The organism is Halocatena marina (assembly GCF_023276375.1).
Classification (GTDB): Archaea; Halobacteriota; Halobacteria; order Halobacteriales; family Haloarculaceae; genus Halocatena; species Halocatena marina.
This window is the reverse complement of sequence record NZ_JALLPK010000001.1, coordinates 1,694,425-1,721,291: the sequence shown is the minus strand read 5'-3', so window position 1 is coordinate 1,721,291 and position 26,867 is coordinate 1,694,425. Positions and strand designations below refer to the sequence as shown.

The following is a 26,867-nucleotide window of genomic DNA, read 5'->3' as shown; positions in this document are numbered from 1 at the left end:
ATGTTTGGTTTTGCATAAGACACGTTATCCTTGTACGTTCGTTTTCGGGTTAATCGTACGTGAATTCGAGTAGCGGACGCAGTTTTGATCACCTGTGAAGTCTCATTTTCACGTGCTGTGGCGATGAGATCGCTACTCACTGCTGCTCTTCGAACTGGTCAAACGGGGGGTTACTGCGGGAGCGCCGCGACTGGATTGTTCACATACGAGTTCGGAATCAGTCGCTCGATCACTGGATCACAATCGACCATCCTACACAAAAACATAAATTAAATTCAGAAAACATTTCTATATAATGGATTAAAACACCTGAGACAGGTGATGTCATGGATTTAGCACGACTTACTCGACGTAGTTTCGGTGCACTTGCAGTTGCTACCACGCTGCTCCCGAGTTACGCGAGGGGAAACGGCACCGAAAACGAGGATGAGATAGATGAGAGTAATCCCGCACCGGACGGCAGCACAAAGACTACTGAAGGATTGGATCTCCCCTCTGAGAAGAGCATCGGCTTCTACGTCGGCAGCGATCTGACCGACGACGGGTCGACTCTTCTCGGTGGGTTTGGGCACGAGCCGTCCAGCCACTGGATCGAGATCGTCCCGCGACAGCAACACCCCGAAGGTGCCACCACTACAGTGGGCGCCACCGAGGACGCTACCATTCCCGGCGAGCTAACCGAGATCCCGCAGGCCAAGAAAACCAACAAGTACATCTCTTCATTCTACTCGGAGTTTGCTGGCTTTCCACCGCCGCTGACCAACGGCGGACTGAACGAGCACGGTCTGGCCGCACGTGACATTTGGTCACCTTCTCGCACGGAACTCGTCGAGATGGTCGAGGAGGCGACGCCCCAGCACGGCCCGCAGTACTCGGATCTATCGCGTGCGGCGATGGAGCGTGCCTCAACTGCGCGAGAGGCCGTCGAGGTTGTCGGCGGACTGATGGACGAGCACGGCTACTCGACGTACGGTGGCAATTCACATCTGTTCGCTGACGAGAACGAAGGATGGGTGTTCATTAATTTCGCCCATCCCGACGGGGACCTGTGGGCCGCCGAACGCCTCGGCTCAGACGAGGTACGGGTGTCGTACTTCGGCTACATCCTCGACTTCCCGGTCGATTACGAAAACGACCCAGACTTCATGGCTTCTGACGAGCTGGTGAGCTTTGCCAAGGAGCAGGGCTGGTGGGACGGCGAGGGCGATAGCCTCAATCTGCTTGAGGTATACGGTGTTGGCGAATTTCCTGCCGAACAGCAGCGTGAGGACTACTCCTATCCCGAATTCTTCCAGGACGCACGTCATCCGCTAAAGCGCGAACAGGAGCTCAAAGAGCTGGCTCCCGTGACGCTCGAAGACATGCTCGCGCTGGTTCGAGATCCTCGCTGGTCGACCGACTTCGCCGGCTACGGGCAGGTCGCTCACCTGCGCCCCGACGCGCACGAGGAACTACAGACGCTGTGGACCGCGGTGACGAGCGCGGTCACCACCCCCTTCGTACCGATTCCGATCGCTGCCGAGGAGGTACCACCGGAATTCAGACACCATCGTTACATGACGTCAAACGCCGCAGCCGGCTTTTTAGATCAAAACTGGCAGCATCAGGAGGCCACGCGCTATGCGACCCGGGAGTTCAAACGACTGTTGTACTTCACCGCTGAGCATCCAAAAGCGTTCTACACCGACGTAGTCGGTGCAATTGAGGCGTTTGAGCAGGAGATGATCGCCGAGCGAGAAACGATCGAACAGAAAGCTCAAGCGCACTTCGAGGCGTGCAACGTTCGGGCTGCCCGCAATCTGATCACCGGTAACGTCGAGCAGCGACTGCTCGATAGCCTCCAACTCGGCATGGATCTCACCGATCGGGTCGAGACGGAAACCCGCACGCAGTTTGGGATCCGTGGACCTGCGGGTCGTGACGAGCCGGGCGAAACTGCCCCACCGGCCAGCCAGGCGATGGCCGATGATGCGCTGAATGACATGGTGAACTGCTACGACGATGATCTCCACGCTGACTACCCGCGAGAACACGGCCGGTACACCTGAGGAGAAATCGATGTGGTGCGTCGAATGAGAAACCATCCCCAAGATCTGATTCAAGCTGGGTGTCGAACCGTCCGAGCAGCAGATTTCAATCGGGAGATGTGAAGGGTCAAATCATACGGCATGAAACGGAGTGCGATTTTATTCCCGGAGGTCCTCTGCTCGAAGCTCACCTTTCGCGTGCCACGTCCGTGGACGACACGCGACAAAAATTGCACTGAGATAAAAGAGCACAACCCCTGTCACGACAATCTCACCGGGAACTATTCCGATCGCTGCGCTCTCATTCCACGGACTCAGTGAGAATGCGGTGATTCGTGCGAACCATGCGACGAGTAATATCCCGATCAGAAGCAGATACACTCGCCGAAGACGGTGTGCAATGGCTTCTTCTGCGCTTATTTTGAGTGTCGGTACCCGATAATCCTGACTCAACCGCTCGCGCCAGTCGGGATCATCCACTCCAGAGGACGGATCGAAACCGATGGCCCAGACGTTCTCTTGAAGTTTCCGGACACGAGTTCGCCAGATCTCGTACCCACGGTAGCGTCGTGCTTCGATGACGAGAAACACCGAGAGTGTACCGATACCGATTAGGAGAATATAATGCGGATTATAGGGACTGGAAAACGCCCATGTGATGATTGCCGCCATGACGATGACCGACCAGTTCGTCGTCTGGTCCAGACGCTCTCGCCAGAGCTTCATTCGGTGAATTTCCCCCCGATAGAGATGCGCCATCGCGGAACTCGGCCCCATGTTCTCGTCTAATAATCCTTTTCCAATTTTTCGATGCTCTTCGTCAACCTGATCAGTATCCGTATTGGCAGCCTCGGTCTTAGCGGTATCAGTCATTACTATGTATCCACGAGGACTCCGTTAGAAGCTGAACACGTGGTCTGCATCGTCCATTTCGTCGAGGAACGTTGCCGCACCCGCAAACGTGGTCGTGACCGACTCATCAACTGAGTCCTGCTGCCATCCGAGCATATCGATTGTTGTCGTACAGGCCACTGTCGTGACCTGATCGCCGCCGTTGGCAACGAACTGCTCGAGTAAATCGTACGGATTCGGCATTCCCGATTCGAGCAGAGGCTCGATTTCGGTTAGATCTTTCTCACCTTCCATCAGGTGAGTCAAGCCATCGAATGTGAAGTAAAGGTGGGCCTCAATGTCGGATGCAAGCGCTGTGTGGCCGAGATTCATTGCCATTGCGAGGCGTTTCGGGTCGTCTCCAGAAACGATGATTCCGATTTTATCCATTGTTTTTACTCCGTCTTACGGACGTAGTGTTTGTATACGTCGTCGTGCTCTTGTTGATCGACGAGCTCGACACCAGCGGTCGCCTCTGCCCAGCCAGCGATATCACTCTTGCTTCCAGGATCAGTTGCGAGAATTTCGAGAACATCATCTCCGCTAAGCTGGTCGATTCGCTGTTTCGTCTCGATGACCGGCATTGGGCAGTTCTGTCCCATCACATCGAGGGTTTCGGTGATTTCGTACTCGGTCATAGTATTGACCTCACCACACAATACTAGAACCAGCATCAAAAGGATATCGGTAGCTGTTCGTAGACCATACACAATTGCAATCCCAACACACGTTAATTCAGTAGTATTAGATCATCCAAGCCTAATGAGCAACTATAGTATTGCATAACAATAGAAGATCTATGCAAAGTCTTATTGGAATGTGAATAGTAGTGACGTGTGACAATGCGTGAAGGAACTGTCTCTCACACAGAAAGGATGACAAGATCAGCCACACCGAATAAGCCGAAAAAGCGTATTCTTCGGTCAAATTTCGAGAATGAAGAACACGAACAGACCGTTACAGAGTCGATCTGCGTGAGTTTGGAACAAACACCGGCACTTTACGATGAGACGATCATTGCACCAGCACACTTCAGCGATTCTGCGATGCGGGATGGGATGTACACAACTCCGAGTGGGGTAACGGAGCCAGTTGGCGCGCTCTTGATGGAAAAAGGTGAGTTAGTTGAGTTCATCATCGTGGACATGCCACCGTTTCCCGCCAATCACACGGATATATCCGCAATCAATCTCGACCGAGCGTCACTCGAAGCGTTCGAACTCGACACAGTCAACTGCACCATAATCGAAGGAGTGCTTTCGAATTAATATGTCGCTGTCGATGGTACCCTTCGCTGTCAGTGGTTTCTTTCCCCGTGGCATCATGCCGTATCTCTTCGGTGGACTTTTGGTCGGGTTCGGGACTGCAGTCATCTACCTCGCAACGAACATTACTGCTGGTGCGAGTACGTTCCTCGAATCGACATTGTCATACGTATCTAACGTCTCCCGATTTAATCGTCTAGATTACGTACAGTCGCGTGACTGGCGTCTCGTGTTCACTGCAGGCATTGTCAGTGGTGCCGCTGTGTACGGGTTCGTGTTACATCCTGGTGGTTGGACGACCAATGTTCAGTGGTGGCGACTGCTCGGTGGGGGGATCCTTGTCGGTGCAGGCACGCGCCTTGGAAAAGGTTGTACCTCTGGCCATGGTGTTTGCGGAGTCGGATCGTTGTCGAACACGTCTATTGTGAACGTCGGCACGTTCCTCGTCGTCGCCATCGGAACTGCTCAACTTGTGCAGGCACTGGGGGTTGCGCCATGAGTAAAAACGATCGTAGTCCGTGGTTCCTTCCCGTCATCTACGTTGGTGGTCTGATCTTCGGATTTGGTCTCGCTATCAGTGGGATGGCTCGGCCCGAAGTCGTACTGGACTTTCTCCAGTTCGAAGACCTCGGTCTCCTCTTCGTAATGGGCGGTGCGGCGGTTGTAACTGGTATCACGTTCGCAGGTGCGACCCGATATCTCGATCGTGCACCACTGACTGCAAGCGAGTACACACGCCGGGTGAAAGACCTCGACCGCAATGTCATCGTGGGGGGCACAATTTTTGGTGTCGGGTGGGGTGTCTCGGGAATTTGTCCGGGGGCGGCCTACGCGAGCGTCGGAATTGGAAACTACCCTATTCTGTGGGCGATCGGTGGTATGTTCCTCGGTGCGTACGTCCAAGGCTACTGGCGTACGTTCCGTTCAGATGATGCTGCGGGCGTAACCGAGGTGCTCTCTAACTGACCGCTCACAACGTGTGAATGTGGTTGTCCCGACCGTCGCGTTTATCATCGCTTGATAGACTTCATCAGTCATGTAAGAGAGCAACTCAGTATCAGAGAATGATTTCTCAAGGATTAAAGAAGTAATCGTGCTAGTGACGTGCCAAGCACTTTTGTAATATGGATATTCAGAACGTTCGACCTCTAAGATTGCAGGTCAGTTGAGGATGAGCAAATCTGCTGTTTACAATCACCATCGCGGGAAAGACGATCATCTGATATCCGTTCTCGAATTCATCATCTCTGAATATCAATCTCGTATCGAAACTGAAGAAACGGCTCGTACAATGGCACACGTTTAGTCTTTTCATCACATCATCCTCCCGGAGGAGTTGCGACATAGCTCTGAAAATAGTGGTGTCTCAAGTAGTACTACTCTTCTCAACGTTGTCATTGAGATCAAAGCACAGCACTACACAACGAAATATCCCGGGAGCAGTTTGTCAAAAGCGAGCAAAACACGTGATTCAGTGGGCCGTATTCTGCTGCACAACAACTGATCCTATCTCGGTCAAGGCAGTCGAGCAAGAACTGAATGAGTATCTCCGCTGTCGGCTACTTGCGTCGCACTAGTTAGTATATTCCCCTCCACACTCAAAAATAACTTCGTATAATATGGAAATTGGAAATGTTGTCGAGGTAACTGATGGAGGTTGTGCTACGGGCACATCACTTGCTGATATTCTGAATTATATTCTCAACGGTGTCGTTGTCCATCGGTACTCTAAAATCACAAACTTAATAATAGGACGACCGTTCATTCACACCCATGGTTAATGAATGGTCATTCAACTCGGTTACTAGCGATACGGAAGTGATATCGGAGTCACGACTATCGATCACCGAGAACTGGTGGTGAAATATGGCACACCAGACCGCTGGACGATCCCCTCCACAGGATACAGCAGAACTATTTGCGGTCAAAAACGGGAGTCAAATAGACAGACTGCGGTTGATTGTCCGCAACTTCGATCGAACTAGTTCATGTGTTGTTACTGATGGATGTATGAATGCATTATTTACGTCGACACTCGAAACCAGGAGTATAGACAATGGATGCTGAGTCCAACGGGGTAGTGGCGGTGATTGTGGGTGTTCTGTTGCTTCAGGCTGGCGCTTTTGGGATTGTTGGAGCCGAAATAGACGGGACTGCAGTTGCACAGCAAGGAGACAACGGTTCACTCACCCAGACGGCAGCTCCGAACGAATCGGAGAATGGAACTCCCCCGGAGTCGGGAACGACCACTCAGTCGCCCCCACCAACTGAGACGGCACCTCCACCGAATACGGGTTCACCAACTCAGACGACAACTCCACCGAATACGGCTCCGCCAACTCAGACAGCACCTCCACCGAATACGGGTTCACCAACTCAGACAGCACCTCCACCGAATACGGGTTCACCAACTCAGACGGCACCTCCACCGAATACAGGATCATCAACTCAGACGGCACCTCCACCGAATACGGAGTCAGGAACGAACCGTGATGCTCTTGAAGTTGTTGAGGTTGATTCGGATCTGTCGTCTGGTGAGCAGGGCACCGTGAGGGTGCAGCTCGAAAACACTGGCGAAGACGCCGAAGATGCTGTCGTCAATCTCCAGTCGCTCTCCGGAGCCATTCTCTTCACAGGATCACCGAACGTCAGCAAGTTCGTCGGAGAGTGGGAAAGTGGAGAAACGAACACTATTGTCGTTGAAGCAACCGCTGCAAAATCCATTGCGACGGGCGAATATCCATTACAGGCCTCGCTCTCGTACACCGACGACGATGACCAGTCGGCACAGGCCGGTCCAGTTACTCTTGGCGTCGAAATCGGGGAAGAATCAGACGATTTTGAGGTTGTCTCGACTTCCTCGGACGCACCGATCGGTGACCGAGGAACAGTCAGTGTCACCCTCGAAAACACCGGTGAGGACGTAACCGAGGCGACTGTTTCGCTCTCATCACTGAGTCCGAATGTAGTGGTAGGGTCGACGGGCAACGCTACCCGATTCGTCGGTGAATGGGATGACGGTGAACAACAAACAGTTGAGTATCAGGTGCGAATGTCGAACGATACTGAACGGCAAAGCTATCCGCTTCGGACCTCGGTATCGTACACCGACGCTGACGGCGAATCAGCTCGTTCGGATGAGCAAACCTTTGGTGTAACACCCCTTCGTGAACAGACGTTCGGCCTCTCGAACGTGAGCGGAAATCTCACTGTTGGTGATGAAGGAACCATCACCGGAACTATCGTCAATGAAGGCCCGAACGACGTCCGCAATGCAGTGCTTACTCTCCCTGTCGACAATTCAAATCTTAAACCACAAGAGAACGAATTCGCGCTCGGCACGATCGCAGCTGGCGAGTCAAGAAACTTTTCGTTCCCAATCGAGGTAACCGACGGCGCAGAGGGTGGACTCCGCCAGCTTTCCTTCAGCGTTAACTACGACAATACACAGGGTGATCCTCGAACGAGCGATCGCCTCTCCGTTCAGGTCGACGTTGCGTCCCAACGCGATGAATTCGAAATCACACAACGGAACACGAGCGTCGGTGTCGGTAACAGCGAACCCGTCGAACTCGAAATCACGAACAACCGCAACAGCACGGTTAAAAACATCAACGCAAAAGCGTTCGTTGACGATCCGTTGAGTCTCGACGACGACGAAGCCTTCGTCTCCGAACTTCGTCCTGGAGAATCGGCGAACGTCACCTTCGAAGTGAGCGCGGCAGGAGGTGCAACGGCGAGTACCTATCCGCTCTCGCTCGACTTCCAGTACGACACCGCCGACGGTGAATCAAAGCTCTCGGATACATACGATATTCCAATCGAGGTACGCGAGCCCGAGAACAACAGCTTTCTGTCAATCGGTAGCGGTGGATTACCGATACTACCCGTTTTGCTCGCGGTACTCGTCGTAGTCCTTACAGTGGTAGTCGTCCGCCGGCGAAACGGTAACGGCAACGGCAGGGGCAGGGAACGGTAAATGGTGCGCGATCGAGAGGATTCCACTGCCGACTCGGACGTCGACGGTGACACTGGCGTGGATCCAGATACTGATCGCCACAGCAGCGTGGAATCGAGTACCAACGGCGGTGAACGGGGGAGAGTAAATTATCAAGCAGTGATCGACCTCGTTGATGAGTGGATCACCGAGCGTCCACGAGCTGTAATTCTCACATTTTTCCTGCTGACGGCAGTATTTTCGGTCGGACTCGGGAACATCTCAACAGAAGCTGGTACCGAGCAGTTCACCAAGGAAAGCCCGTCTCAGGAAGCTCTCGAGGAAGTCAATCAGGAGTTTTCTCCGGCGTTCGAGACCACCAACGGAACGACACAACTCATTCAGCAGGGCACAAATGTGCTCTCGAAAGGGGAGTTGCTTGCGATACTCGAAGTACAACAGCGCCTGCAGGACCGTGAGAATCTGCGAGTCGTGTCTACTTCTAGCGCAGCAGCGATCGTCGCTCAGACGATCGATCCGAACGCGACAACTGTCGGCGCACAAATCGACGCGATAGAAGGAGCAAGCAGATCTGAGGTCGAGGACGCTGTTCAGCGAGCAGCCCAGAGCGACGGCTTCCGGGGGATCGTGAGCGACGACTTCAACCGCGAAGCTGCCTCGGCATCGGCGACCATCGGCGTCGTCGAGCACGAAATTCCGGGCGGCGTCTCGACCACGGCGGGACAGGGTGGAACGAGCCCTCTCACGCCTATCCAGACGACGGCCCAATCTGTCGTGGGCTCTGTTGACTCCGATATCACGGTGTTCGGGTCGGGGATCATCGCTGCAGAGAACGGCAGCGTCATCACTGACTCGATGTTGATCATCACGCCTGCAGCGGTACTGTTGATCTTCGCCTTTTTAATATACTCCTATCGAGATCCGCTTGACTTGCTTTTGGGTGTCATTGCCCTTGGAATGGCGATTGTCTGGACGTTCGGATTTTTGGGAATCGCGGGGATTCCCTTTTCGCAGTTGCTGATTGCCGTCCCGCCTCTCCTGTTGGCGGTAGGGATTGACTTTGGGATCCACGCAATCAACCGATACCGTGAGGAGCGTGTTGAAGGAAAAGATGTGGGATCATCGATGCGAATCGCAACTGACCAGCTCCTTGTAGCCTTCTTCATCGTGACGGGGACGACGGTCATGGGATTTTCATCGAACGGTGTGAGCGATCTACCGCCGATTCGTGACTTTGGATTCGTCGCCGCGATTGGCATCGTCTTCACGTTCCTCATCTTCGGAATCTTCTTACCGGCAGCGAAGGTCTTCCTTGACGAACTGAGCATTCGCAGAGGACTCCCACGCTTTGGCGAGCAGCCACTGGGTTCCGAAGGCTCTGCGCTGTCTCGGGTGCTGCCGGTCGGACTAGTAATTGCCCGGAAAGCACCCTACGTCTTTCTCATCGCAGTCTTGTTGTTCACCGCTGGATCATCGTACTACGCGACGGGGGTTGACACCTCGTTCAATACGGAGGATTTCCTCCCGCCCGAGGACGTTCCCGATTATCTCGAAAGCCTGCCCGAGCCGTTTGCTCCAAACGAGTACACCGTCACAAAAACGACGAACTTTCTGGAGGAGAACTTCGCCTCTGCGGAGGACGATACGGTTACAATATACGCCCAGGGATCATTGACCGCAGATTACGCGCTCGAATCGATCCATCACGCCAACCGTGATCCCCCAGATTCGTTCATCGCATCAAATCGACGAGCAGATGCACAGAGCATCCTCATGGTGATCGATGATTATGCGGCTCAGTCTCCCGAATTTCGACGTCTCGTCGAGCGAAACGATGTCGACGACGACGGCGTGCCCGACGATAACCTCGAGGAAATCTATGATGAGCTGCTCTCCTCGCCGTATCGTTCACAGACGCTTGAGTACATCACCGAGGACTACACTTCAACGCAGATCGTCTATTCGGTGAAATCTAGCGCCTCACAAGACGCGATCACCACCGACGTTCACAGTATGGCCGATCGGTACCGGCTATCAGCGACGGGAACTGGCAACACGGTGGTGTTCCAAGAGATCGCCGACACAATTCTGGCATCGGCCATCCAGAGCCTCGCTGTTGCGCTACTGGCAACGACAGTTTTCCTCCTCCTCATCTACCACATGCTCGAAGGACGAGCGTCGCTCGGACTGGTCAATCTCGTGCCGATCGTGGTCTCAGTCGCGTTGCTTGCCGGATCGATGCGCCTGTTCGATATTCCTTTCAATGCGCTGACGGCGACGATTCTCGCCATCGCGCTCGGGCTCGGCATCGACTACTCTGTCCACGTCGTGCATCGGTTCACCGATGAGTACGAACTGACAGACGACGTCTTCGCCGCACTAGAGCGAACAGTACTCGGTACCGGAGGTGCGCTCACGGGGAGTATGCTTACGACCGCATCAGGCATCGGCGTCTTGGTCTTAGCGCTCTTTCCTGTCTTGGGTCAGTTCGGTGTGCTAATCGCGCTCACTGTCGTCTACTCGTACATCACTGCCCTCGTCGTGACACCCTCGGTTATCGTCGTCTGGGAATCGGCCATCGCGTGAGTGAAGAAACGAGAGTCCAAATTGGAATGGTTCGTCCCGTTTCTTTATCTCAAACTTATCGGTGGACGTCTCGTAAGTGGCTGATTGAGCACAATGGCTAACACAAGCGGAATCACACGAAAAACGTCGAATGCTGTGGCTCTCTGAGTTCAGTTACTTTTTCTGTCCGTCTCGCATCCGACTCTCCAATGCCCGACACGCCGGATCGACCCGTTGCCTACCGCGCCTACGAGAGACTTGCCCCTGGATACGATCGCAAAGGCGAGACGAAGCCTGCGAACGCATATCTCGAACGGCCTGCAACGCTTTCGTTGCTTCCAAACGTCCAAGGAGATCGGATCCTCGATGCCGGTTGTGGCGCAGGTCATCTCACAACAGAACTGACTGACAGTGGGGCTACTGTCGTTGGAGTAGATGTGAGCCACACGATGCTCACCTACGCACGGCCCCGAGTCCCGACAGGAGAGTTTATTCAAGCTGACTTGGGGAGCACCCTCCCGTTCCCTGACAACAGCTTCGATGGAATCGCCAGCTCCTTGGCGTTTCACTACGTACGAGATTGGAATTCGTTGCTTCGTGATCTCCGCCGTATCCTCAGCACCGATGGCTGGGTCGTGTTCTCAGTCCAGCATCCGCACGCTGATTTCGAAGAGTATGATGATTCTGTGAACTATCACGAAACAGAACAGGTAACGGCGACGTGGGAGAGCTTCGGTATGGCGGTGGATGTGCCGGCGTATCGTCGACCACTCTCTGCGATGATTGAACCGGCGCTTGACGCCGGATTTCAACTGGATGAACTGCTGGAGCCAACGCCGACCGAGGCGTATCGAGAGGCCGATCCAGTGAGTTACGAATACGAGGCAACGCATCCGAATTTCCTTTGCGTTCGTCTTCTCATTTCCATATAATCGATCTTGCTACATTTGATTCTTAGAATTATATATTGTATTGTGTATAAATAAATATAAATAGTAATACAATTACAATTGTACAGTAGTAATTGGAAACTAATATTCGGATTACCGAGCTACCGATTAGATTCGGCAACGACTGCGAAGGATGTACTTCATAAAATATAACATGAGGAAGAGTGATAGCTGAGGAAAGAGCAGCAATGGCAAAAAAACCAGCGGCTGACGATCGAGCAGGGAATGAACCAACAGGAAACCAATCGACGGGATTCATAGCGAACTTCTTTGGGTTCGCCGAACACGGAACCTCCCTCCGACAAGAGATCATAGCTGGAATCACAACATTTCTGACAATGTCTTACATTGTCGTTGTGAACCCGGCTATTTTGGCGGGCATTCCCGGTAAGAAACCGGGAATCATCATCGATGGCTACACTCCTGGCGAGGTTCGTCAGATGTTGGCTGTGGTTACAATTCTCGTGGCTGTGGTGGCCATTTCGATAATGGCGTTCTACGCAAACCGTCCATTCGCACAGGCCCCCGGATTGGGTCTCAATGCATTCTTCGCATTCACAGTCGTCGGCGCAATGGGAATTTCGTGGAAGACGGCGTTAGCTGCGGTTGTGACTGAGGGTATACTTTTCCTCATCCTGACAGCAATTGGGGCCCGTAAATACATTATCAAGCTCTTCCCGACACCGGTGAAGTTCTCCGTCGGAACTGGTATCGGTCTCTTCTTGGCTATCATTGGATTACAGGAGATGCAGGTTGTTGTCGACGACCCCTCCACGCTCATAACGCTCGGGAGCGTTGCCTCGAATCCTATTGCACTCTTATCCATTGTGGGGCTCTTTTTGACACTGATGTTGCGTGCGCGAGGGGTCACGGGCGCAATTGTCATCGGCATTCTCTTGACCTCCGCCGCCGGATACGGTGTCGAACAGTTTGGTCTCGTTCAGGCTGGTACGCTAACACCAGACGTTCCCCCCACGACATACAATATTACGCCGATTGCCGGCGCGTTCGTCGAAGGCTTTCAGAACGTCGATGCGTTCGCATTCTCGTTGATCATTTTCACATTCTTCTTTGTAGACTTTTTCGACACCGCGGGAACGATTACCGGTGTCTCGCAGGTGGCGGGCTTCCTCGATGAGGACGGGGATCTCCCGGATATGGACAAACCACTAACAGCTGATGCGGTCGGGACGACGGTTGGTGGCATGCTCGGCACTTCGACGGTAACGACCTTCATTGAGTCCGCAACGGGCGTTCAAGAAGGTGGCCGCACGGGGATGACTGCGCTGGTGGTCGGAATCTTGTTTTTGATCTCATTGGCGTTTGTTCCACTAGCAGCGGCCATCCCGCTGTATGCTTCTCACATTGCGCTCGTGGTTGTCGGACTGATGTTACTGCGCAACGTGACCAGCATCAACTGGGGAGAAATCTCTCACTCTATCCCTGCCGGAATGACCATCCTCATTATGCCACTGACGTACTCGATCGCCTACGGGATCGCGGCAGGAATCATCTCGTATCCGTTCATGAAAGTCGCACAAGGAAATTGGAAGGACGTCAACGTGGGTCAATGGCTGCTCACCGCAGCATTTGTCGTCTACTTCTTTGTCCGGACGGGCGGCGTCCTGGAGACAGCGGTCTGACCCGTCACTCCGCCGACTGAATTCGAACAAAAACACCTACTTTATATTTAACTTTTTATAGATAACATGATGGGGGGAACTTTATTTGACGGTGTGTTAATTTTCATCACTGTGGTCGTCATTGTCATCACCAATGACTGCGACTGTGTACGCTATCGCTGGAGGTAAGGGAGGAGTCGGAAAATCAACAGCGGCGGTGAATCTTGGGGCTACGCTCCGAGCGACCGGTCGGAGTGTAGCCCTCGTTGACGCTGATCTCGTGATGCCGAATCTGCAGGGAATTATCGGTCTCTCTCACGAACCGACGATTCACGAAGTACTCAGTGGAACTGTCTCGCTTGCAGAGGCTTGTGTCGAGCGCGTGATTGGAACGGACGAAGTCGGACAGCTCGATGTTTATCCGGGCTCTGGAACCTTGGATGCCTACGGGCAGGCAGATCCGGATCGACTAGCCGACGTTGTTGAAACTCTCGCTGAGGACTACGATTCACTTATCCTCAATACAGGAACGGGCCTCACACACGAGGTGGCAGTTCCATTACAGCTCGCTGATAGTACCATCATTGTCACAACACCTGCCGAAGTTGCAGTTGTAGACGCGATAAAGACGATACGTCTCATAGACCACCTTGACGGTACTGTCGGTGGAATGGTTGTCTCCCGTACCTGTAAGGGTCTCTCAGCTGCAGAAATCCCCGAGCGAATGGGCGTTGCGCAGCTGACCACAATTCCGTCATTCACCGGCACAGTTCGTGATCTTCTCGCGGCATACCGACGATTGGCAGTCCGACTCATTGCCGGGCCAAACGTACCGCCAGAGGCAGTCACTGCTCAGGAAGGTCCTGCGGCAATGCTCACGCCGGCTGTTGTTCCTCCGACCGAGGTTGATCCGAACGTGTCTAGTGAGGAAGGTGACAAAGAACAGAATGGTGATGCCGACGTGCCGAACAACACCACAGATTCCGACACAGCATCAGAGACCGACGAATCTGACGGCCCCGACTCAGACGATGTCCCTGGATGGTTTACTGGAATGGTAGACTGAGTGAGCATCCACGGTGTGTTGAAGCGAGATCGTCTAACAGGAGTGCGGCTTGTCCGATGATTCAAGCTGATGGACACGAGACAACCGCTACACAGTCAGTCTCCTAAAGTTCTACTGTCACATTTGATCGATGGGCTTCTCTGTGAGGTAATGATATTGTTAGTTGAGTTTATTATCGACAGTGAAGCCATCGCACACATTGCGAAATTTCCGACCGTTCCGCTTTGGCGCCTCGGTTTCGTTCCAATCGGTGTGATTTTCACGTCTCTTGCTGTCAGCAGACGTGTCCCGATCGTGATGTGCTTCGATCGTCCGAATGTCGTTCCTACGTTTACCTCTTCGATCATATTTATTGCACAATATTTTAAAGATGAAAACTAATATTTCTCGTCTCTGTACTAGTGCTGAGGCAATCGAAGTAAGCGATGATGGATCCCTCAGATGACACAGACGAGAATGAAAACCGGTAGCAGACGTTACGTGGTTCAACTGTCCCTCCCTCAGAAACACTGGAACGATGACGATTCCGTTTCCGGTTGGTACGGCTGTTGGCATGAGAGCAAAACGAATTCAAACATTCACCGAATACAATGAATGATTATCACGACGACATCCAGTTCCTGTCCGCATCGCCGCACCGGATTCAAATTCTTCAGCAGCTGAGAGACGATCCCTGTCCTCCGTGCGATATCACTGAGGTACTCGAACTGTCTCGCCGTGGCGTACAGCGCAACCTGTCGTCGCTGGTTGATCGGGGATGGATCGAAAAAATCGACGGGAGATACCACCTCACGACCAACGGTGAGTTCATTGCTCTGCAGTACGCAGATTTTCTATCTGCGCTCGAAACGATCGAGACGTGCAAGCCGTTCTTCGCAAATCTTACTACCTCTGAGCATGCCCCAAATCCGAAATGGCTCGCCGACGCCGAGATCATCGTCGCGGATTCGTCTCAACCGCACGCACCACTGAGACAGTACACAAACACGCTACGCGAGGATTCGATAGAGACACTTCGTGGGTTGGTGCCAATTTTAAGCCAGTTGCATACCGAGATTTATGCGGAGCTCCTTGGGCGTGGTACTGCAATGGATCTTGTTCTCCCGCAAACAGCAGCCGAACCACCAGATCCATCGCATGCTGCTGAATTTGAGGACCTGTTCGCCGCTGCGTGTAATCTCTATGTGTACGAGGGAACAATCGGGGTTGGACTCACACTCACCGATCAGCGAGGGATTGTAGGGTCCTACGACGAGCAGGGACATCTCAGCGCGTGCGTGAGCAGCACCAACCCCGCATTACTCGGCTGGGCAGAGCGACTGTACGAGCGGTACTGGAGACATTCACGTCCGCTTTCAGCCAACACGCAATGTCGAGAGGGCACGACTCCGCCATAAAAAATTCGAACATTTGGCGTTAATTCTAAGCAGAATATAAAAATAATAATCACAATACCTCTGTACTCATCATCGACATCGTATAGAAATAATTAAACATGCTAGAAATTGCTATATAACTATCGTTGCTGCATATTTCACAAATTATCGACCAAACGACTTCGAACGAGATGTAACAGTACGAACGGAAAAAGGACGGTGGGCAGAGTCCTGTAACAATTTACTACCGGTATAGTGTATTATTCATTTCCTAGTTTCCACCTATGTGTTAGTGAGATACAGATATAATACATATATTTTAAATTCTACATATGGGTAAGTTGCTAACGGTTAGAATCAAGACTCAAACAGACACAATTGGAACATGATGGATAGAGTATAGTAACGTATACAATAATTAATGTTGGATACGCTTGTCAATCGACCTTCTGTCGATCGCAATGGTCATATAGATGGGGTATCTTTCATTGTACGGTCTATTCGAGGGGTAGAATAACACACACGTCTGTTTCGATACGATGTACAACGATTCAGAAACATCAGGCAGCGCTGTTCCTGTAGAGGCATCGGTTCCGCACGAGACGACAAGAAGCTATCATCAGAGTCGAAACGACCTACATTCAGTCAGTGTTCGTTGTTCGGAAATTCGTCGGCGTGCTCCGATAGTAATTTCACTACCGGTCGGATCCTCTCGAATTGTGGTCCAGTCCGCACGACATTTTGATCCCGATCCCATTCGATGAACCCCGCTTTTTCGAGCTTCGGGAGGTGCGTATGGAGCATGTGTATCTTCATCGATTTTCGATCCTCGACCTCAGTGGTAACGACGGTAGAAACGTGGACATTTACCTCATCTTGGGAGGCGTGCTCGGCCAACTCGATGAGCAAGCGGCGACGGTGCTTATTGGACAAAACATCGAACAGGGAATCGAGCGACGATCGTGGTATTGGTCTTCTTTGTATCATAGTCACAGTATTATGATTTTGACACTGTTTTCGGGCGTCTCACAGACAGTGGTTCTGGTCTTCTACTGTGGCTCATACACTCAATTCTGACAGATCTCTCGTTTCGGACGAGATATTCCAACGTGTATCGGGCAAATAGGCGATCGGGGAGCCCGAATGTCACCGTGCGTAGTGTGAGTGATCCCACAGTGGTGATCTGCATAGGACCCGGTAAACGTGAGAACACGTTGGAATCGTCTTTTGAGTGCTCGGTACCCATGCGTTCCCCGATGGGCGGGAGCGGGGAAAATATGACCTCGAAAATGTTCGGCCACGACAAACGACACTACGAACTATCTAGAGTCTTGATGAGGTACTGTCGATACGTATCCAGTGAGAACCAATTCGACATTCAACACTGCTCTGAGTCGATAGTCCCAGTTCGATGGGCAGTTACGTGTGAACGATTCCGTCCACAATGGTTGCGAACAAATCCGGAAAGCAGGTATTTCACGCATTCTCGAGTACGATTTCGCAGAGCTTGCGCTCGGCCTCACGCAAGTGATGAGAGAACGTTGATTGAGAGATTCCCAATTCAGTAGAGAGATCACTGCCAGTCCGTGCACGCGGAGATTCGAAGAATCCACTCATGTAAGCTGTTTCGATAACTTCCCGTTGGCGGTTAGTGAGTTGTTCAGCAACAGCTTTTTGCACTTCATTTTTCTCCGGAGCCGAAGCCGATGCTCCATGGGGACGTCGCGCTACGAGCTCGGTGTCTGGATAGTTCGTCCGTAGAGCTTCGAGAAATTCGCGGACAGTGACGGTCGATGGAAGTTCGACGATCACTGTTGTGTTCTGGTCTGTGATAGTGAGTGATCGGATCGTGGCCTCGTTATCCACGATACACGAGGCAATCGTTGGTTTGGTGACCACAGCCTCGAACAGATGGTTTGTTTCCTTGTCTTTGATGATGTGTATCTCTCCAACACTGGACTGCTGTTTGCCTGAGGCCAGTACATTGTCCGTGCTGGCATCCTCTGTTCGGAAGAAGAAATACGAGAGATCGTTTGTCAGCGGAACGATTTCTTCGAGCTCGATCTGACAGTCAGTATCTCGGGCGATTCGGGCAAGCACGTCGTCCGAATTAGGGATATTCAGCTTCAGCTCGATGGCGCTGCTTGCCTGTAGCGTCCGCTTGGTTTCTGCAGCGTTAATCGAGTGCGCAATTGTCTCACCAAGTTCACCAAGTACTGTTTGCTCTCGCTCACTGAAGGCGTTCGGTGTGTCGGTGTATAGATTCAATACTCCGTAGAAGGACTCCTCGTAGACGAGTGGAATGCTGATACAAGCACGAAAACCCTCGGTGAGCGTTTGCTCTCGCCACTGTTTGAATCCCGGGTCTGTCAAGACATCCTGTACTACCTGCACTGTTTGCGTTCGCGCTGCGCTGCCAATCGGATCTCCTCTCGTAACAGTGTCATCGGTTGTGTGCACAATTCGGTCGAGGTAGCCACTTTGACCACCAGACCATGCACTTGGTGTGATCCTGCCCGTCTCAAGATCTGGTTTACCAATCCAGACGAACTGGTATGAGGGAGAGGCTGCAAGTCGCTCACAGACGATCTGTTCGATCTCAGCGCCTGGATCGGCATCTACGATCGCGTTAATTGTCCTTCGGATGATGGAATTGATCCGATTCACTCGTTCTAACTGAATAGTTTGCTCATTCAAAGCTCGTTCGCGCTCGGCGCGATCCAACGCAGTTTCAATGTTCGCACCGATCATCTTCGCCAAGTTCACCGTCATGTCGTCGAATCTGTTTTGGTGAGTCGATCCCGCACAGAAAATGCCGTGTCGACCAACGGGAACAATCACTCCACTTCGAAGTGGAGCTTCTGACTCGAGTTGTTCTTGGGGTGGCTTGAGATGATCAAGCGTCTCTGTTTGCTCAGAGATGAACGTCCCCCATGCGCGCGTTTCGTACAGCTCCGCGAGCGCGGTCACGTCTGTCTGGAGCTCCGTGCTGCTTCTCTTTAGCTCCAACTCTCCTGTTCTCTTGTTGTACGGCCAGAACGAGGTAAATTCGACATTGAGTACGGCTCGCGCAAGATCGGCGGCCCATTCAGTAATTTCATTGGCATCAGCGCACATCAGCTTCCGTGTCGCTTCGTCCAATTCCTTTAAACCTTGCTCACGGCGCCTGAGCGCCTTTTCGGCTTTCGTTCGTTCGACGAGTGTCGACAGCTGCCAAGCGCAGGGGTCGTTAGAGCGTTCCGAATCAAATTCCCCGCCGGGTGGGATATAGTAAAAGTTCTCAATGCTGGTGTCGTTGTAGACGAACTTTGGATGGTGATTGACAATCGCAGCGCAGACGTCCGGGGGAAACCGCGAGCGATTGTACTGGCAGAGTCCAACATAGCCCTGACTGGAACAGACTGTGTTGAGTTTGTTTTCGTAGGCCCGTAGTTCCTCAGGTGTTATTTCACTGTCGAGGATCCACGTCATCTCACCCGTGCCCCGAATGCCTCCGTATCCGTTTTTGCGTGCCGTCGAAAACGACTGCTTCCAGAAATCGATCGCAGCTTCTTGGTCGAACGCACTGGATTTGAGGCAGAGTTCTTCACTGGTGTGGATCGACAGCTGTCCTGATTCGCGCACAGCGTCGACATTGATGTTGGCCGCACGCATCGCTGTCACCACATCGGCTTCTGTGTTATCGTCAACAATATACAGGCAGTACTCGTTCTGTTCGAGGCCTTCTTGAATGAACGGAATAACTGTCGAGAACTGCTGTGTGTGCGTCTCGTATAAAAGGGCGAAATGATCGTTCGCTTCACACGCAGAGTGGTTTGGATGATTAGATATCGAGCCGAATGGCGCTGAGCACTGATTCAGCGTAGTTTCGGGATGGTCTGAATCATGTTCGGCCATGGTGTAATCTCTCTATCGGGACGCGCTCTCAATAGCGTTCCGGCAGGCCATGTAGTCAACTGTTCTACGTCACAGCTACTAAGCGCCACAACCTAACGTCTTCCGGCATTTTCCCATCTTCAAAGCATAGAATCTATACATAAGTCTGCCGGCATAAAGATTATTTATCCACTACGTATAGTTGGAAGTAATGGTTGGCGTGATTTGATGTTCGTATTGCAGGCTGAACCAGTCGTGCTCGCATCGATATGTGCTATCGGATTATCTATCGTGCACTTGTATGCAAACCGGCTTACTGCTTTGAGTAGCGTTCCTCGCAGTCGCTGGCTCTCGTTTGCTGGGGGTGCTTCGGTAGCGTATGTCTTTGTTCACGTGTTTCCGGAACTCAGCAGAAGCGGACGGACCATCCAGCAAGCAGAGCCGATTCCCCTCGCATTCTCAGAACGGCACGTCTATCTCGTTGCGCTCGCTGGATTTACGTTCTTTTATGGGATTGAACGGCTTGCGCAGCAATCATCACACCGCAATCGGACAGTTGCTCCTCAGGTTAACACGAAAATATTTTGGATACATCTGGGTTCGTTTGCCTTCTATAACCTCCTTATTGGCTATCTTCTCATTCACCAACAGGAGCCAGAAATCGATAATTTACTCTTTTTTACGTTTGCAATGGGCCTTCACTTCGTCGTGACCGATTTCGCACTTCAAGAGAGACATCAAAAAGAGTACAACCGAATTGCTCGATGGTTGCTTTCGGTGGCACTCTTACTCGGAGCGATGGTTGGGTACCTAATAGAAATCGACGAGGCTGCACTCGCAGTTCTGTTCGCCTTTTTAGCGGGGGGCATCGTACTCAATGTAATCAAAGAAGAACTCCCAGAAGAGAGCGACAGTCGATTCTGGGCGTTTGCGGTCGGTGGAGTGAGCTATACAGCAGTGTTGCTTCTCACGGGATTGTAATCACGCTCCCCGATTGCCAGATGAGAGAACACATTGTTCCGAGTGGGACAACAGCGATCGGTAGTATCGCTGTCGCGGTCGTATCGACAGTCGAGGTAATCCAGCTGGGACAGTATTCAAAGTAGGTGTTTTGACGGTAGACTCATGATCAAGCGCCACCTCAACATCAGTATCGTCGGATGAATGTGCTTGATCACGATACTGTCTCGGAGTATTTGATTCTCTTTGTCCTTTGGTTGGTGGTGTTTTCGTTCGCTAGTCAGGTGATGATCATCGCGCCGATCCTACCGCGTATCGCAGATCAACTAGGCACAACAGTCGGGCTCCTCGGAACTCTCATCACGGCGTATGCGTTTGCCGTCGGTGTGTTCGCACTCATTGCCGGACCGGTCTCCGATCGCATTGGACGCAGGCGCATCTTGCTGATCGGAACCACTCTGATGACGATTGCACTCGCAGCGCACGGGTTCGTCGAAAGTTTCGCGTCGTTGTTCGCCGTTCGAGCGTTTGCTGGGGGTGCTGGTGGAGTTCTCAACGGAGCAGCGATCGCTTATATTGGTGATTACTTCCCACGCGAACGTCGAGGCTGGGCGAGTGGATGGGTACTGAGCGGACTTGCAGCCGGTCAGATCGCAGGTGTTCCGCTAGGGATCATATTCGCAACCGCGCTCGGTTTCCGCGCTCCGTTTGTCGTGTTCGCCGTCGTGATGGGTATCGCTTCGGTACTTGTCTGGCGCTTCGTCCCGCAACCGGACGCGCGCCGTTCGGAAAGACCACTTGGCGTTCACAACGCAGTCGCAGAATACGCTTCGCTACTCCGTCAGCCCGGCGTCGCGGCCGCTTCAGTCATGTTTGCGTTGGTTTTTCTGAGCTTTCCGTTGTACATCGCATACCTTCCGCTGTGGCTCGAAACCACGTTCGGGGCGACCGGTGGAGCAATTGCACTCCTTTTCTTTCTTGGCGGTGTCGGGAACGTCATCGCTGGTCCTGAGGCAGGTCGATTATCCGACAGAGTCGGCCGCAAGCCAGTCATCATTGGTGCGTCACTCGCCGTGACGGCAGTGATTCTTGTGACGCCCTTTGTGAACGTTGCTCTCTGGCCAATCTACGTCGTTTTCTCCGTTGCAATGGGGCTGTTTGCCTCCCGCGGGAGTTCGTTCCAAGCTCTCCTAACCGAACTTGTTTCCGACGAACGTCGCGGGGCACTCATGAGTCTCACAGCTGCCACTGGACAGATCGGTTTTGCGATCGGTGGAGCACTCGCGGGGCTCGTCTTCACCGCTTTCGGTCCCGGATACCTCGCCAATGCGGGACTCTCAGCAGCGGGTTGTTTCGTGCTGGCCGTCGTTGCGTGGCGGTATCTGCCGGAACCGTCTATCGATGATGCCGACAGAGAAGAGATGAAAGCAGAGAAAACGCCTTCGTCAGAATCGCGCTCGCTTGCAGAAACCGCGTGCCGCCAGTCGTCGGACGCTCTCTGCGGTCCCCATCAGGAGACGGGTCACATGATCCCTGAGCACGAGTCAAAATAGTGCGTGAGTCGAGAGCGAGCAGGGGAGCGATATCGCCAAAAGACATCACCACTCAATCACGGTTTTGTCGCGCTAGAACCGATCATTCGGGCTGTCCGGTAGGTACTGTGGAAATTATCTGTGAGTTGGTTGGTTCGGTGTGTTACTTTTCGAAAGATACGTCTGGTGGACTTATTCATCAGGAATACAGGTGTGAAATAAGCTCTCGTGGCAGTAACTAACGATCAGCGGTCACATCGTACAGTCGAGAATATATACTGCCTATCGGTGGACAGTTTGCGCGGAATTAGATATGGACTGCTGAGATGATCGAGGTGGTGTCACTGGAGACGGTCGGCCACAGGACCGACGAAATATACAAGAGTAAGCACCGGGGATTCCCAGAACGGTTTTCCGTGGCTTGTGTCTCCATACCATCATTCACGATTGACTTCGGATCGATCCCGTTTACAGACTCACGATTAATGTTTCATTCCCGGTTGTCAACTGTGGGACAACGGTGATCAACATAGAGAGTATCGAGACAAGAGATAGTATCCGAATACGATGATTCAACTTCAGAATATTAAATGCCAACCAGTACCGTGCGGCGCAGCTCTGTCGACAGCAGGCCAAAGAGAGGAACTGGATCGTGCCTCCTGAACCTTCGCGATTGGTAGTGCTTGAAGGTTGACGCTGTGTACATTCGAGTAAGAAGTCATACACAAACATCACCCCTTGTCCGGTGAGAATGACAACGTCAGCCTCCCTGTCTGATCGAAGGGGTACCGCTTTTAAATCACGCTATGTGGCTATAACGGAGATGGTCAGTCGATTTACGATCACAGTGTTCGAAATAGTGTTCCTCTTTGAGTAGTCATTACAGCCGTACTGCTGTGATAGCTATCCGAAATGTGGGCTGCCACCTGTCGTGGTGGCGGTGAGCGAGGAGAACCGTCGATCGGATAGTCTTGTGCAGTGATTTCCAACCAATACTTATCTACTGCTGTCTCTGTTTCGCTCTCCTCCCATCGTACTGATGGTTCTCACAGAAACTAAGAGCGATGATTCTCACAGCCGTCCGAAGGCACAACGGAAATCTGAATAGTCACATTATAGCTGTCGTGTATCATACACCCCTACCTACTACATTTCCAGTGAAATGTGGTCTTTCTAGGGCTTCTGAGGCAAATACTACGGATATTTAGCAACAATACCGCATACGTATCAATCATCTTACTATGTTTCCAGTCTACTCGAAAATGTGATTTTTGAGACGGTCACTGGATCTGTGTGGTATTAACTCTCGAACCAGACGAGATCCTATTGTGGGACCACATTTCCAGTGAAAACCGCAATACAATCCATATTTCCAGTCTAATTTATTCACACTTCCCGTTCAGAGTTCGAGTTAGGTCAAACAATGAGAAGATATGACATCCCTAGTAAGCACATGAATATTATGTATATAATGTGATTATAAATAACAGACGAGAATGCTTCGCATTACTCATCGTTTGTGGCTATCTCACTAAATTTTGTCTTGTCATCTGCAGCATCGAAACATTTACATTGACACCGTTCTACACATGTATATCAATCACATACACACCATTCAACAAATCGAACAATAGATGGAAGGATTCCTCCCATTTGGTTTCTGCGAGTGCGAACGCACCCGTGCTTCCGCCTCACGTCTCAGTTGAGAATTCGTAGCGGGTTCGTTTTCAGAGTATTCGGGAACCGGTCGGGGAACGCGGACGAACGATTCCTCGTCTGGGAGCAATCCACATCACTGACAGTACATACGGTTCGTGCAGAGATACTCTCAGCACACCTAAACTGCGTGCCAGGTAGCCATACTCTGTGACCTGTCCGTTACCTCGTTGGAGAAGCGTGGTTCGATTCCACGCCGGGGCTTTGCTGATGGCAGCCACCAACCACCCCAAAAAAATGCTACAAGATCGAATCAATAAGATCGAGATTCTTGGATGGCGATTCGAGAAGTACAATGTGTATACTGATACGTGGACAGAAATAACACAGCTCGATCCAGAACTCACGAAGGCAGAGCTGCACGATCGACACAAGTGTATCAGAAATGTCTCAGCACTAATCCGGCGAGATTCAGTTACCGAAACGATGGAGGCAGCGCATCTTGCCGATACTCCATCATCAGAACAGAAATAGGGTGAATAGAATGCGTATAGAAAAGTTGGGAATGGGTGATCCGGAACTCGCGGTCGTCGCGGCAATTCATGGGGACGAACCGTGTGGAGCGCATGCGATCGAAGCGTTGCTCGAAGAGGAACCAAACGTCAAGCGACCCGTGAAGTTCATCATTGCGAACGAACGGGCGCTTGAACGGGGCGTACGCTACACAGAGACCGACATGAACCGTGAATTTCCGGGCAATCGTGATGCAGAGGTGGATGAGCGCCGTTTAGCGTATGAATTGCTCATGGAACTGGCTGGCTGTACGACGCTCTCGCTGCACTCTATGAGATCAGAAGAGCGCCCGTTTGCCATTGTCAACACCGTTGGACCGATCGCCACAGCAATCTGTCCCTATCTATCGGTCGAGGCTGTCGTCGAGACGGCCGGGCTCCTCGGGCCTTCACTCGTCGATTACACCCCTGTCGTCGAGGTCGAGTGTGGGATACAAGGCACCGAGCAAGCCACTATTAACGCCAAACGAATCATTCGGGAATTTCTCGCCGCAACCGGTGTTCTCCTCGATAACGACGTACTCGATCGATGTTCAGTTCCTGTGTATCGCTTGCGTGAACAGCTACTCAAACGCGAGTCGGAGTCAACGTCGTGTGCGTTCCACGTCGAGAATTTCGAGCCGGTTCTCGATGGAAAACCATACGCAACCATCGACGGAAGAGTTCTGACCGCTGATAAACTGTTCTACCCTGTTCTCATGTCAGGTAGTGAATACACGAAGCAGTCTGGTTACGCTGCTGAATTGACTGGTTCACTTGGATGATTGCACAAGATACAGTGTTAGAATAATAAATTTATATATTGCAATTGGTAGAAAGACCATTGGTATTTAAAACTATACAATAGATTAAAACCATTTCTTGTTTATCAACCTGCACACATAGTGTCGGGTAGGTAATGGTTGATTACTCAGTGATTTCTATCATCGATCAAATCGGAGCTCTAAGCTGTATCAGTCCATTGTTTGTCACTCACTAAGTCTCCCATACTATCTTATTTTTTATATTTTCTACACCTATAAATCGTTGACTAGCTGATTTACTATCCGATTGTAACCAGTAACCGGATATTACTAGTGGCTTATACAGTCGATATCCACGAGTAAGAGACGACGTTCGTTGGGAGATCAATACTGGAACTTCATTTCCGATGCAAACCACTGGACATTCCGGGCTTCCTCTCTAATCATGTGGAAGAATGATTTAAGTACGCTGCCTCCTTCAGCTGCCATCAACGCACGACAAAAACATCGTAACAAAACATGACAGGACACTCGCCCCCGGACGTATTCGCTGACAGACGGTTACTAGAGATCGATTATCTGCCGGGACGAGATCGGATCGTCGATCGGGTCGAGCTGATCGCTCGTCTCGACGACGCGGTCAATCCAATCATCTTCGGCCGACGACCGGAACGAGTGCTTGTCTCGGGACACACAGGAACTGGCAAGACGCTGTGCACTCGTTACGTCGCCAATCGGGTCGCGCGGTACGCTGCAGAGCAAGGAGTCAGCGCAGCCGTCGCCCACGTCGATTGTCTTTCAGTTTCCACAAAGACAGGCGTGGTCCGCACTGTTGCTGCTGATCTGAACGATCCCGACACTACCGGGCTGTCGATTCCCTCACGAGGACTCTCACTTTCGGCGTATGACGATCGACTGCGAACAGTGCTGGAAGAGTGTTATGATGTGGTACTGTTCCTCTTTGATCGCATTGACTACGCAGAATCATTTGACGTAGTGGCTCGCATCGCGGAACTGGAGACTGATACGTGTGAGGTAGGGTCGATCAGCATTAGTGGGGACCCAACAATCACCGATCGGATGTCGAATGCGGTCGAAACCGCGCTTGCAGAGCGCACGTTCGTTTTCCCACCCTACGACGACACAGAGCTTCGAACCATTCTCGAGAGGCGGCAAGACGCGTTTCGATCAGACAGCCTCGAAGACGGAGTGATCCAGCATGTCGTCGAACTAGCATCGGAAGGAATTCCAGATGCGCGGACGGCGATTGAAACGCTCCTCGTCGCCGGTGATATTGCACGTGCTGAGGATGCCGACGCTGTTCGGACCGCGTTCGTTCCGCGAGCCCACAAACAGGTGAAAAGCAACCGTCTCCGTGAGAAATTCGATCAAATATCTGGAGACACCGATCGACTCCTGTACGCGCTGTCGACACTTACACGTGAAGAACCCGACACCGATTGGTTTCGAACCGCTCGCGTCTACGAGGCATACACTACCCTGTGCCGAGAACAGGGTGATGAACCACTGACTGCACGACGAATCAGAGACCTTTTGGCGCACGTCGCGACGCTTGGCATCACAAAGCGAGACGACAACTGGGGTGGGCGCGCGGAAGGGAACTATACGAGCCATCAGCTTCTCGTCGAGCCTGACGCCGTCGAGCGGGCAGTCGACTCTCAATAGCATCCCTACCGCTTGCGGATTAATACTGAACTACCGGTATCATATTACAGACAGACACAGTATCGACGGCCCGTATAGGGGAAAATTATATGCCAACGTGAGTTACCCATTAACTGGGGGTA

20 protein-coding genes are annotated in these 26,867 nt (G+C 52.0%); 15 read left to right on the top strand and 5 right to left on the bottom strand.

Annotation, left to right across the window (positions count from 1 at the left end):
• Window positions 1-326: 326 nt before the first annotated feature.
• On the top strand, window positions 327-2,048 hold the full coding sequence (locus MW898_RS07795; protein ID WP_248905990.1) for a C69 family dipeptidase: 1,722 nt from the start codon (window positions 327-329) through the stop codon (window positions 2,046-2,048).
• A 138-nt stretch (window positions 2,049-2,186) separates the two neighbouring features.
• Here the strand turns inward: MW898_RS07795 and MW898_RS07790 are convergent, their stop codons facing one another.
• From MW898_RS07790 to MW898_RS07780, 3 genes are read right to left on the bottom strand one after another with little or no spacing between them, the layout of a single operon-like run.
• Window positions 2,187-2,900: a DUF2270 domain-containing protein gene (locus MW898_RS07790; protein WP_248905989.1), complete on the bottom strand. Its 714-nt coding sequence runs from the start codon at window positions 2,898-2,900 to the stop codon at window positions 2,187-2,189.
• Between the two features lie 24 nt (window positions 2,901-2,924).
• A complete protein-coding gene (locus MW898_RS07785; protein ID WP_248905988.1) occupies window positions 2,925-3,308 on the bottom strand; it encodes a DsrE family protein in 384 nt (127 codons plus the stop codon).
• Between the two features lie 5 nt (window positions 3,309-3,313).
• On the bottom strand, window positions 3,314-3,556 hold the full coding sequence (locus tag MW898_RS07780) for a sulfurtransferase TusA family protein (RefSeq protein WP_248905987.1): 243 nt from the start codon (window positions 3,554-3,556) through the stop codon (window positions 3,314-3,316).
• A 237-nt stretch (window positions 3,557-3,793) separates the two neighbouring features.
• On the opposite strand from MW898_RS07780, the gene MW898_RS07775 reads away from it, so the two are divergent.
• The 9 genes from MW898_RS07775 to MW898_RS07735 all read left to right on the top strand — a co-directional run bounded on the left by MW898_RS07775 (window position 3,794) and on the right by MW898_RS07735 (window position 15,741).
• Window positions 3,794-4,186, top strand: coding sequence for a hypothetical protein (locus tag MW898_RS07775; protein ID WP_248905986.1), 393 nt, complete (start codon window positions 3,794-3,796; stop codon window positions 4,184-4,186).
• Between the two features lies 1 nt (window position 4,187).
• The gene (locus MW898_RS07770; RefSeq protein WP_248905985.1) at window positions 4,188-4,682 is read left to right on the top strand and encodes a YeeE/YedE family protein; all 495 of its coding nucleotides are present in this window, start codon (window positions 4,188-4,190) and stop codon (window positions 4,680-4,682) included.
• Window positions 4,679-5,149, top strand: a complete 471-nt coding sequence (locus MW898_RS07765; protein ID WP_248905984.1) for a YeeE/YedE family protein — start codon at window positions 4,679-4,681, stop codon at window positions 5,147-5,149. Before MW898_RS07770 ends, MW898_RS07765 begins: the two co-directional genes overlap by 4 nt.
• Window positions 5,150-6,239: 1,090 nt before the next feature.
• Complete coding sequence (locus MW898_RS07760; RefSeq protein WP_248905983.1) at window positions 6,240-8,162, top strand: COG1361 S-layer family protein; 1,923 nt, start codon at window positions 6,240-6,242, stop codon at window positions 8,160-8,162.
• Window positions 8,163-10,727: an efflux RND transporter permease subunit gene (locus MW898_RS07755; protein WP_248905981.1), complete on the top strand. Its 2,565-nt coding sequence runs from the start codon at window positions 8,163-8,165 to the stop codon at window positions 10,725-10,727.
• A 188-nt stretch (window positions 10,728-10,915) separates the two neighbouring features.
• A complete protein-coding gene (locus MW898_RS07750; RefSeq protein WP_248905980.1) occupies window positions 10,916-11,638 on the top strand; it encodes a class I SAM-dependent methyltransferase in 723 nt (240 codons plus the stop codon).
• 206 nt (window positions 11,639-11,844) lie between these two features.
• A complete protein-coding gene (locus MW898_RS07745; protein WP_248905978.1) occupies window positions 11,845-13,299 on the top strand; it encodes an NCS2 family permease in 1,455 nt (484 codons plus the stop codon).
• A gap of 133 nt (window positions 13,300-13,432) precedes the next feature.
• On the top strand, window positions 13,433-14,344 hold the full coding sequence (locus MW898_RS07740) for a MinD/ParA family ATP-binding protein (protein WP_248905976.1): 912 nt from the start codon (window positions 13,433-13,435) through the stop codon (window positions 14,342-14,344).
• Between the two features lie 590 nt (window positions 14,345-14,934).
• The gene (locus tag MW898_RS07735) at window positions 14,935-15,741 is read left to right on the top strand and encodes a helix-turn-helix transcriptional regulator (RefSeq protein ID WP_248905975.1); all 807 of its coding nucleotides are present in this window, start codon (window positions 14,935-14,937) and stop codon (window positions 15,739-15,741) included.
• 624 nt (window positions 15,742-16,365) lie between these two features.
• On the opposite strand, the gene MW898_RS07730 is transcribed toward MW898_RS07735, so the two are convergent.
• Both MW898_RS07730 and MW898_RS07725 read right to left on the bottom strand, forming a co-directional pair.
• The gene (locus MW898_RS07730; protein ID WP_248905974.1) at window positions 16,366-16,653 is read right to left on the bottom strand and encodes a DUF7344 domain-containing protein; all 288 of its coding nucleotides are present in this window, start codon (window positions 16,651-16,653) and stop codon (window positions 16,366-16,368) included.
• A 543-nt stretch (window positions 16,654-17,196) separates the two neighbouring features.
• Window positions 17,197-19,617 carry an MEDS domain-containing protein gene (locus MW898_RS07725; protein WP_248905973.1) on the bottom strand — a complete coding sequence of 807 codons (2,421 nt, stop codon included), beginning with the start codon at window positions 19,615-19,617 and terminating at the stop codon, window positions 17,197-17,199.
• Between the two features lie 270 nt (window positions 19,618-19,887).
• Between MW898_RS07725 and MW898_RS07720 the strand changes: the two genes are divergently transcribed.
• From MW898_RS07720 to MW898_RS07700, 5 genes are all read left to right on the top strand, one after another.
• Entirely contained in the window at window positions 19,888-20,577 is a 690-nt protein-coding gene (locus MW898_RS07720) for a hypothetical protein (protein ID WP_248905972.1), read from the top strand.
• Window positions 20,578-20,756: 179 nt separating this feature from the next.
• The gene (locus tag MW898_RS07715) at window positions 20,757-22,109 is read left to right on the top strand and encodes an MFS transporter (protein ID WP_373689832.1); all 1,353 of its coding nucleotides are present in this window, start codon (window positions 20,757-20,759) and stop codon (window positions 22,107-22,109) included.
• 1,905 nt (window positions 22,110-24,014) lie between these two features.
• Entirely contained in the window at window positions 24,015-24,278 is a 264-nt protein-coding gene (locus MW898_RS07710) for a hypothetical protein (protein WP_248905970.1), read from the top strand.
• 10 nt (window positions 24,279-24,288) lie between these two features.
• Complete coding sequence (locus MW898_RS07705; protein ID WP_248905969.1) at window positions 24,289-25,080, top strand: M14 family metallopeptidase; 792 nt, start codon at window positions 24,289-24,291, stop codon at window positions 25,078-25,080.
• A 498-nt stretch (window positions 25,081-25,578) separates the two neighbouring features.
• Entirely contained in the window at window positions 25,579-26,745 is a 1,167-nt protein-coding gene (locus tag MW898_RS07700; protein WP_248905967.1) for a Cdc6/Cdc18 family protein, read from the top strand.
• Window positions 26,746-26,867 lie beyond the last annotated feature (122 nt).

Bases quoted from the DNA above. Each gene is read 5' to 3' on its own strand.
- MW898_RS07795 (WP_248905990.1), top strand. From the start codon at position 327: ATGGATTTAGCACGACTTACTCGACGTAGTTTCGGTGCACTTGCAGTT.
- MW898_RS07790 (WP_248905989.1), bottom strand. From the start codon at position 2,900: ATGACTGATACCGCTAAGACCGAGGCTGCCAATACGGATACTGATCAG.
- MW898_RS07785 (WP_248905988.1), bottom strand. From the start codon at position 3,308: ATGGATAAAATCGGAATCATCGTTTCTGGAGACGACCCGAAACGCCTC.
- MW898_RS07780 (WP_248905987.1), bottom strand. From the start codon at position 3,556: ATGACCGAGTACGAAATCACCGAAACCCTCGATGTGATGGGACAGAAC.
- MW898_RS07775 (WP_248905986.1), top strand. From the start codon at position 3,794: ATGACAAGATCAGCCACACCGAATAAGCCGAAAAAGCGTATTCTTCGG.
- MW898_RS07770 (WP_248905985.1), top strand. From the start codon at position 4,188: ATGTCGCTGTCGATGGTACCCTTCGCTGTCAGTGGTTTCTTTCCCCGT.
- MW898_RS07765 (WP_248905984.1), top strand. From the start codon at position 4,679: ATGAGTAAAAACGATCGTAGTCCGTGGTTCCTTCCCGTCATCTACGTT.
- MW898_RS07760 (WP_248905983.1), top strand. From the start codon at position 6,240: ATGGATGCTGAGTCCAACGGGGTAGTGGCGGTGATTGTGGGTGTTCTG.
- MW898_RS07755 (WP_248905981.1), top strand. From the start codon at position 8,163: ATGGTGCGCGATCGAGAGGATTCCACTGCCGACTCGGACGTCGACGGT.
- MW898_RS07750 (WP_248905980.1), top strand. From the start codon at position 10,916: ATGCCCGACACGCCGGATCGACCCGTTGCCTACCGCGCCTACGAGAGA.
- MW898_RS07745 (WP_248905978.1), top strand. From the start codon at position 11,845: ATGGCAAAAAAACCAGCGGCTGACGATCGAGCAGGGAATGAACCAACA.
- MW898_RS07740 (WP_248905976.1), top strand. From the start codon at position 13,433: ATGACTGCGACTGTGTACGCTATCGCTGGAGGTAAGGGAGGAGTCGGA.
- MW898_RS07735 (WP_248905975.1), top strand. From the start codon at position 14,935: ATGAATGATTATCACGACGACATCCAGTTCCTGTCCGCATCGCCGCAC.
- MW898_RS07725 (WP_248905973.1), bottom strand. From the start codon at position 19,617: ATGGCCGAACATGATTCAGACCATCCCGAAACTACGCTGAATCAGTGC.
- MW898_RS07715 (WP_373689832.1), top strand. From the start codon at position 20,757: ATGAATGTGCTTGATCACGATACTGTCTCGGAGTATTTGATTCTCTTT.
- MW898_RS07710 (WP_248905970.1), top strand. From the start codon at position 24,015: ATGGCAGCCACCAACCACCCCAAAAAAATGCTACAAGATCGAATCAAT.
- MW898_RS07705 (WP_248905969.1), top strand. From the start codon at position 24,289: ATGCGTATAGAAAAGTTGGGAATGGGTGATCCGGAACTCGCGGTCGTC.
- MW898_RS07700 (WP_248905967.1), top strand. From the start codon at position 25,579: ATGACAGGACACTCGCCCCCGGACGTATTCGCTGACAGACGGTTACTA.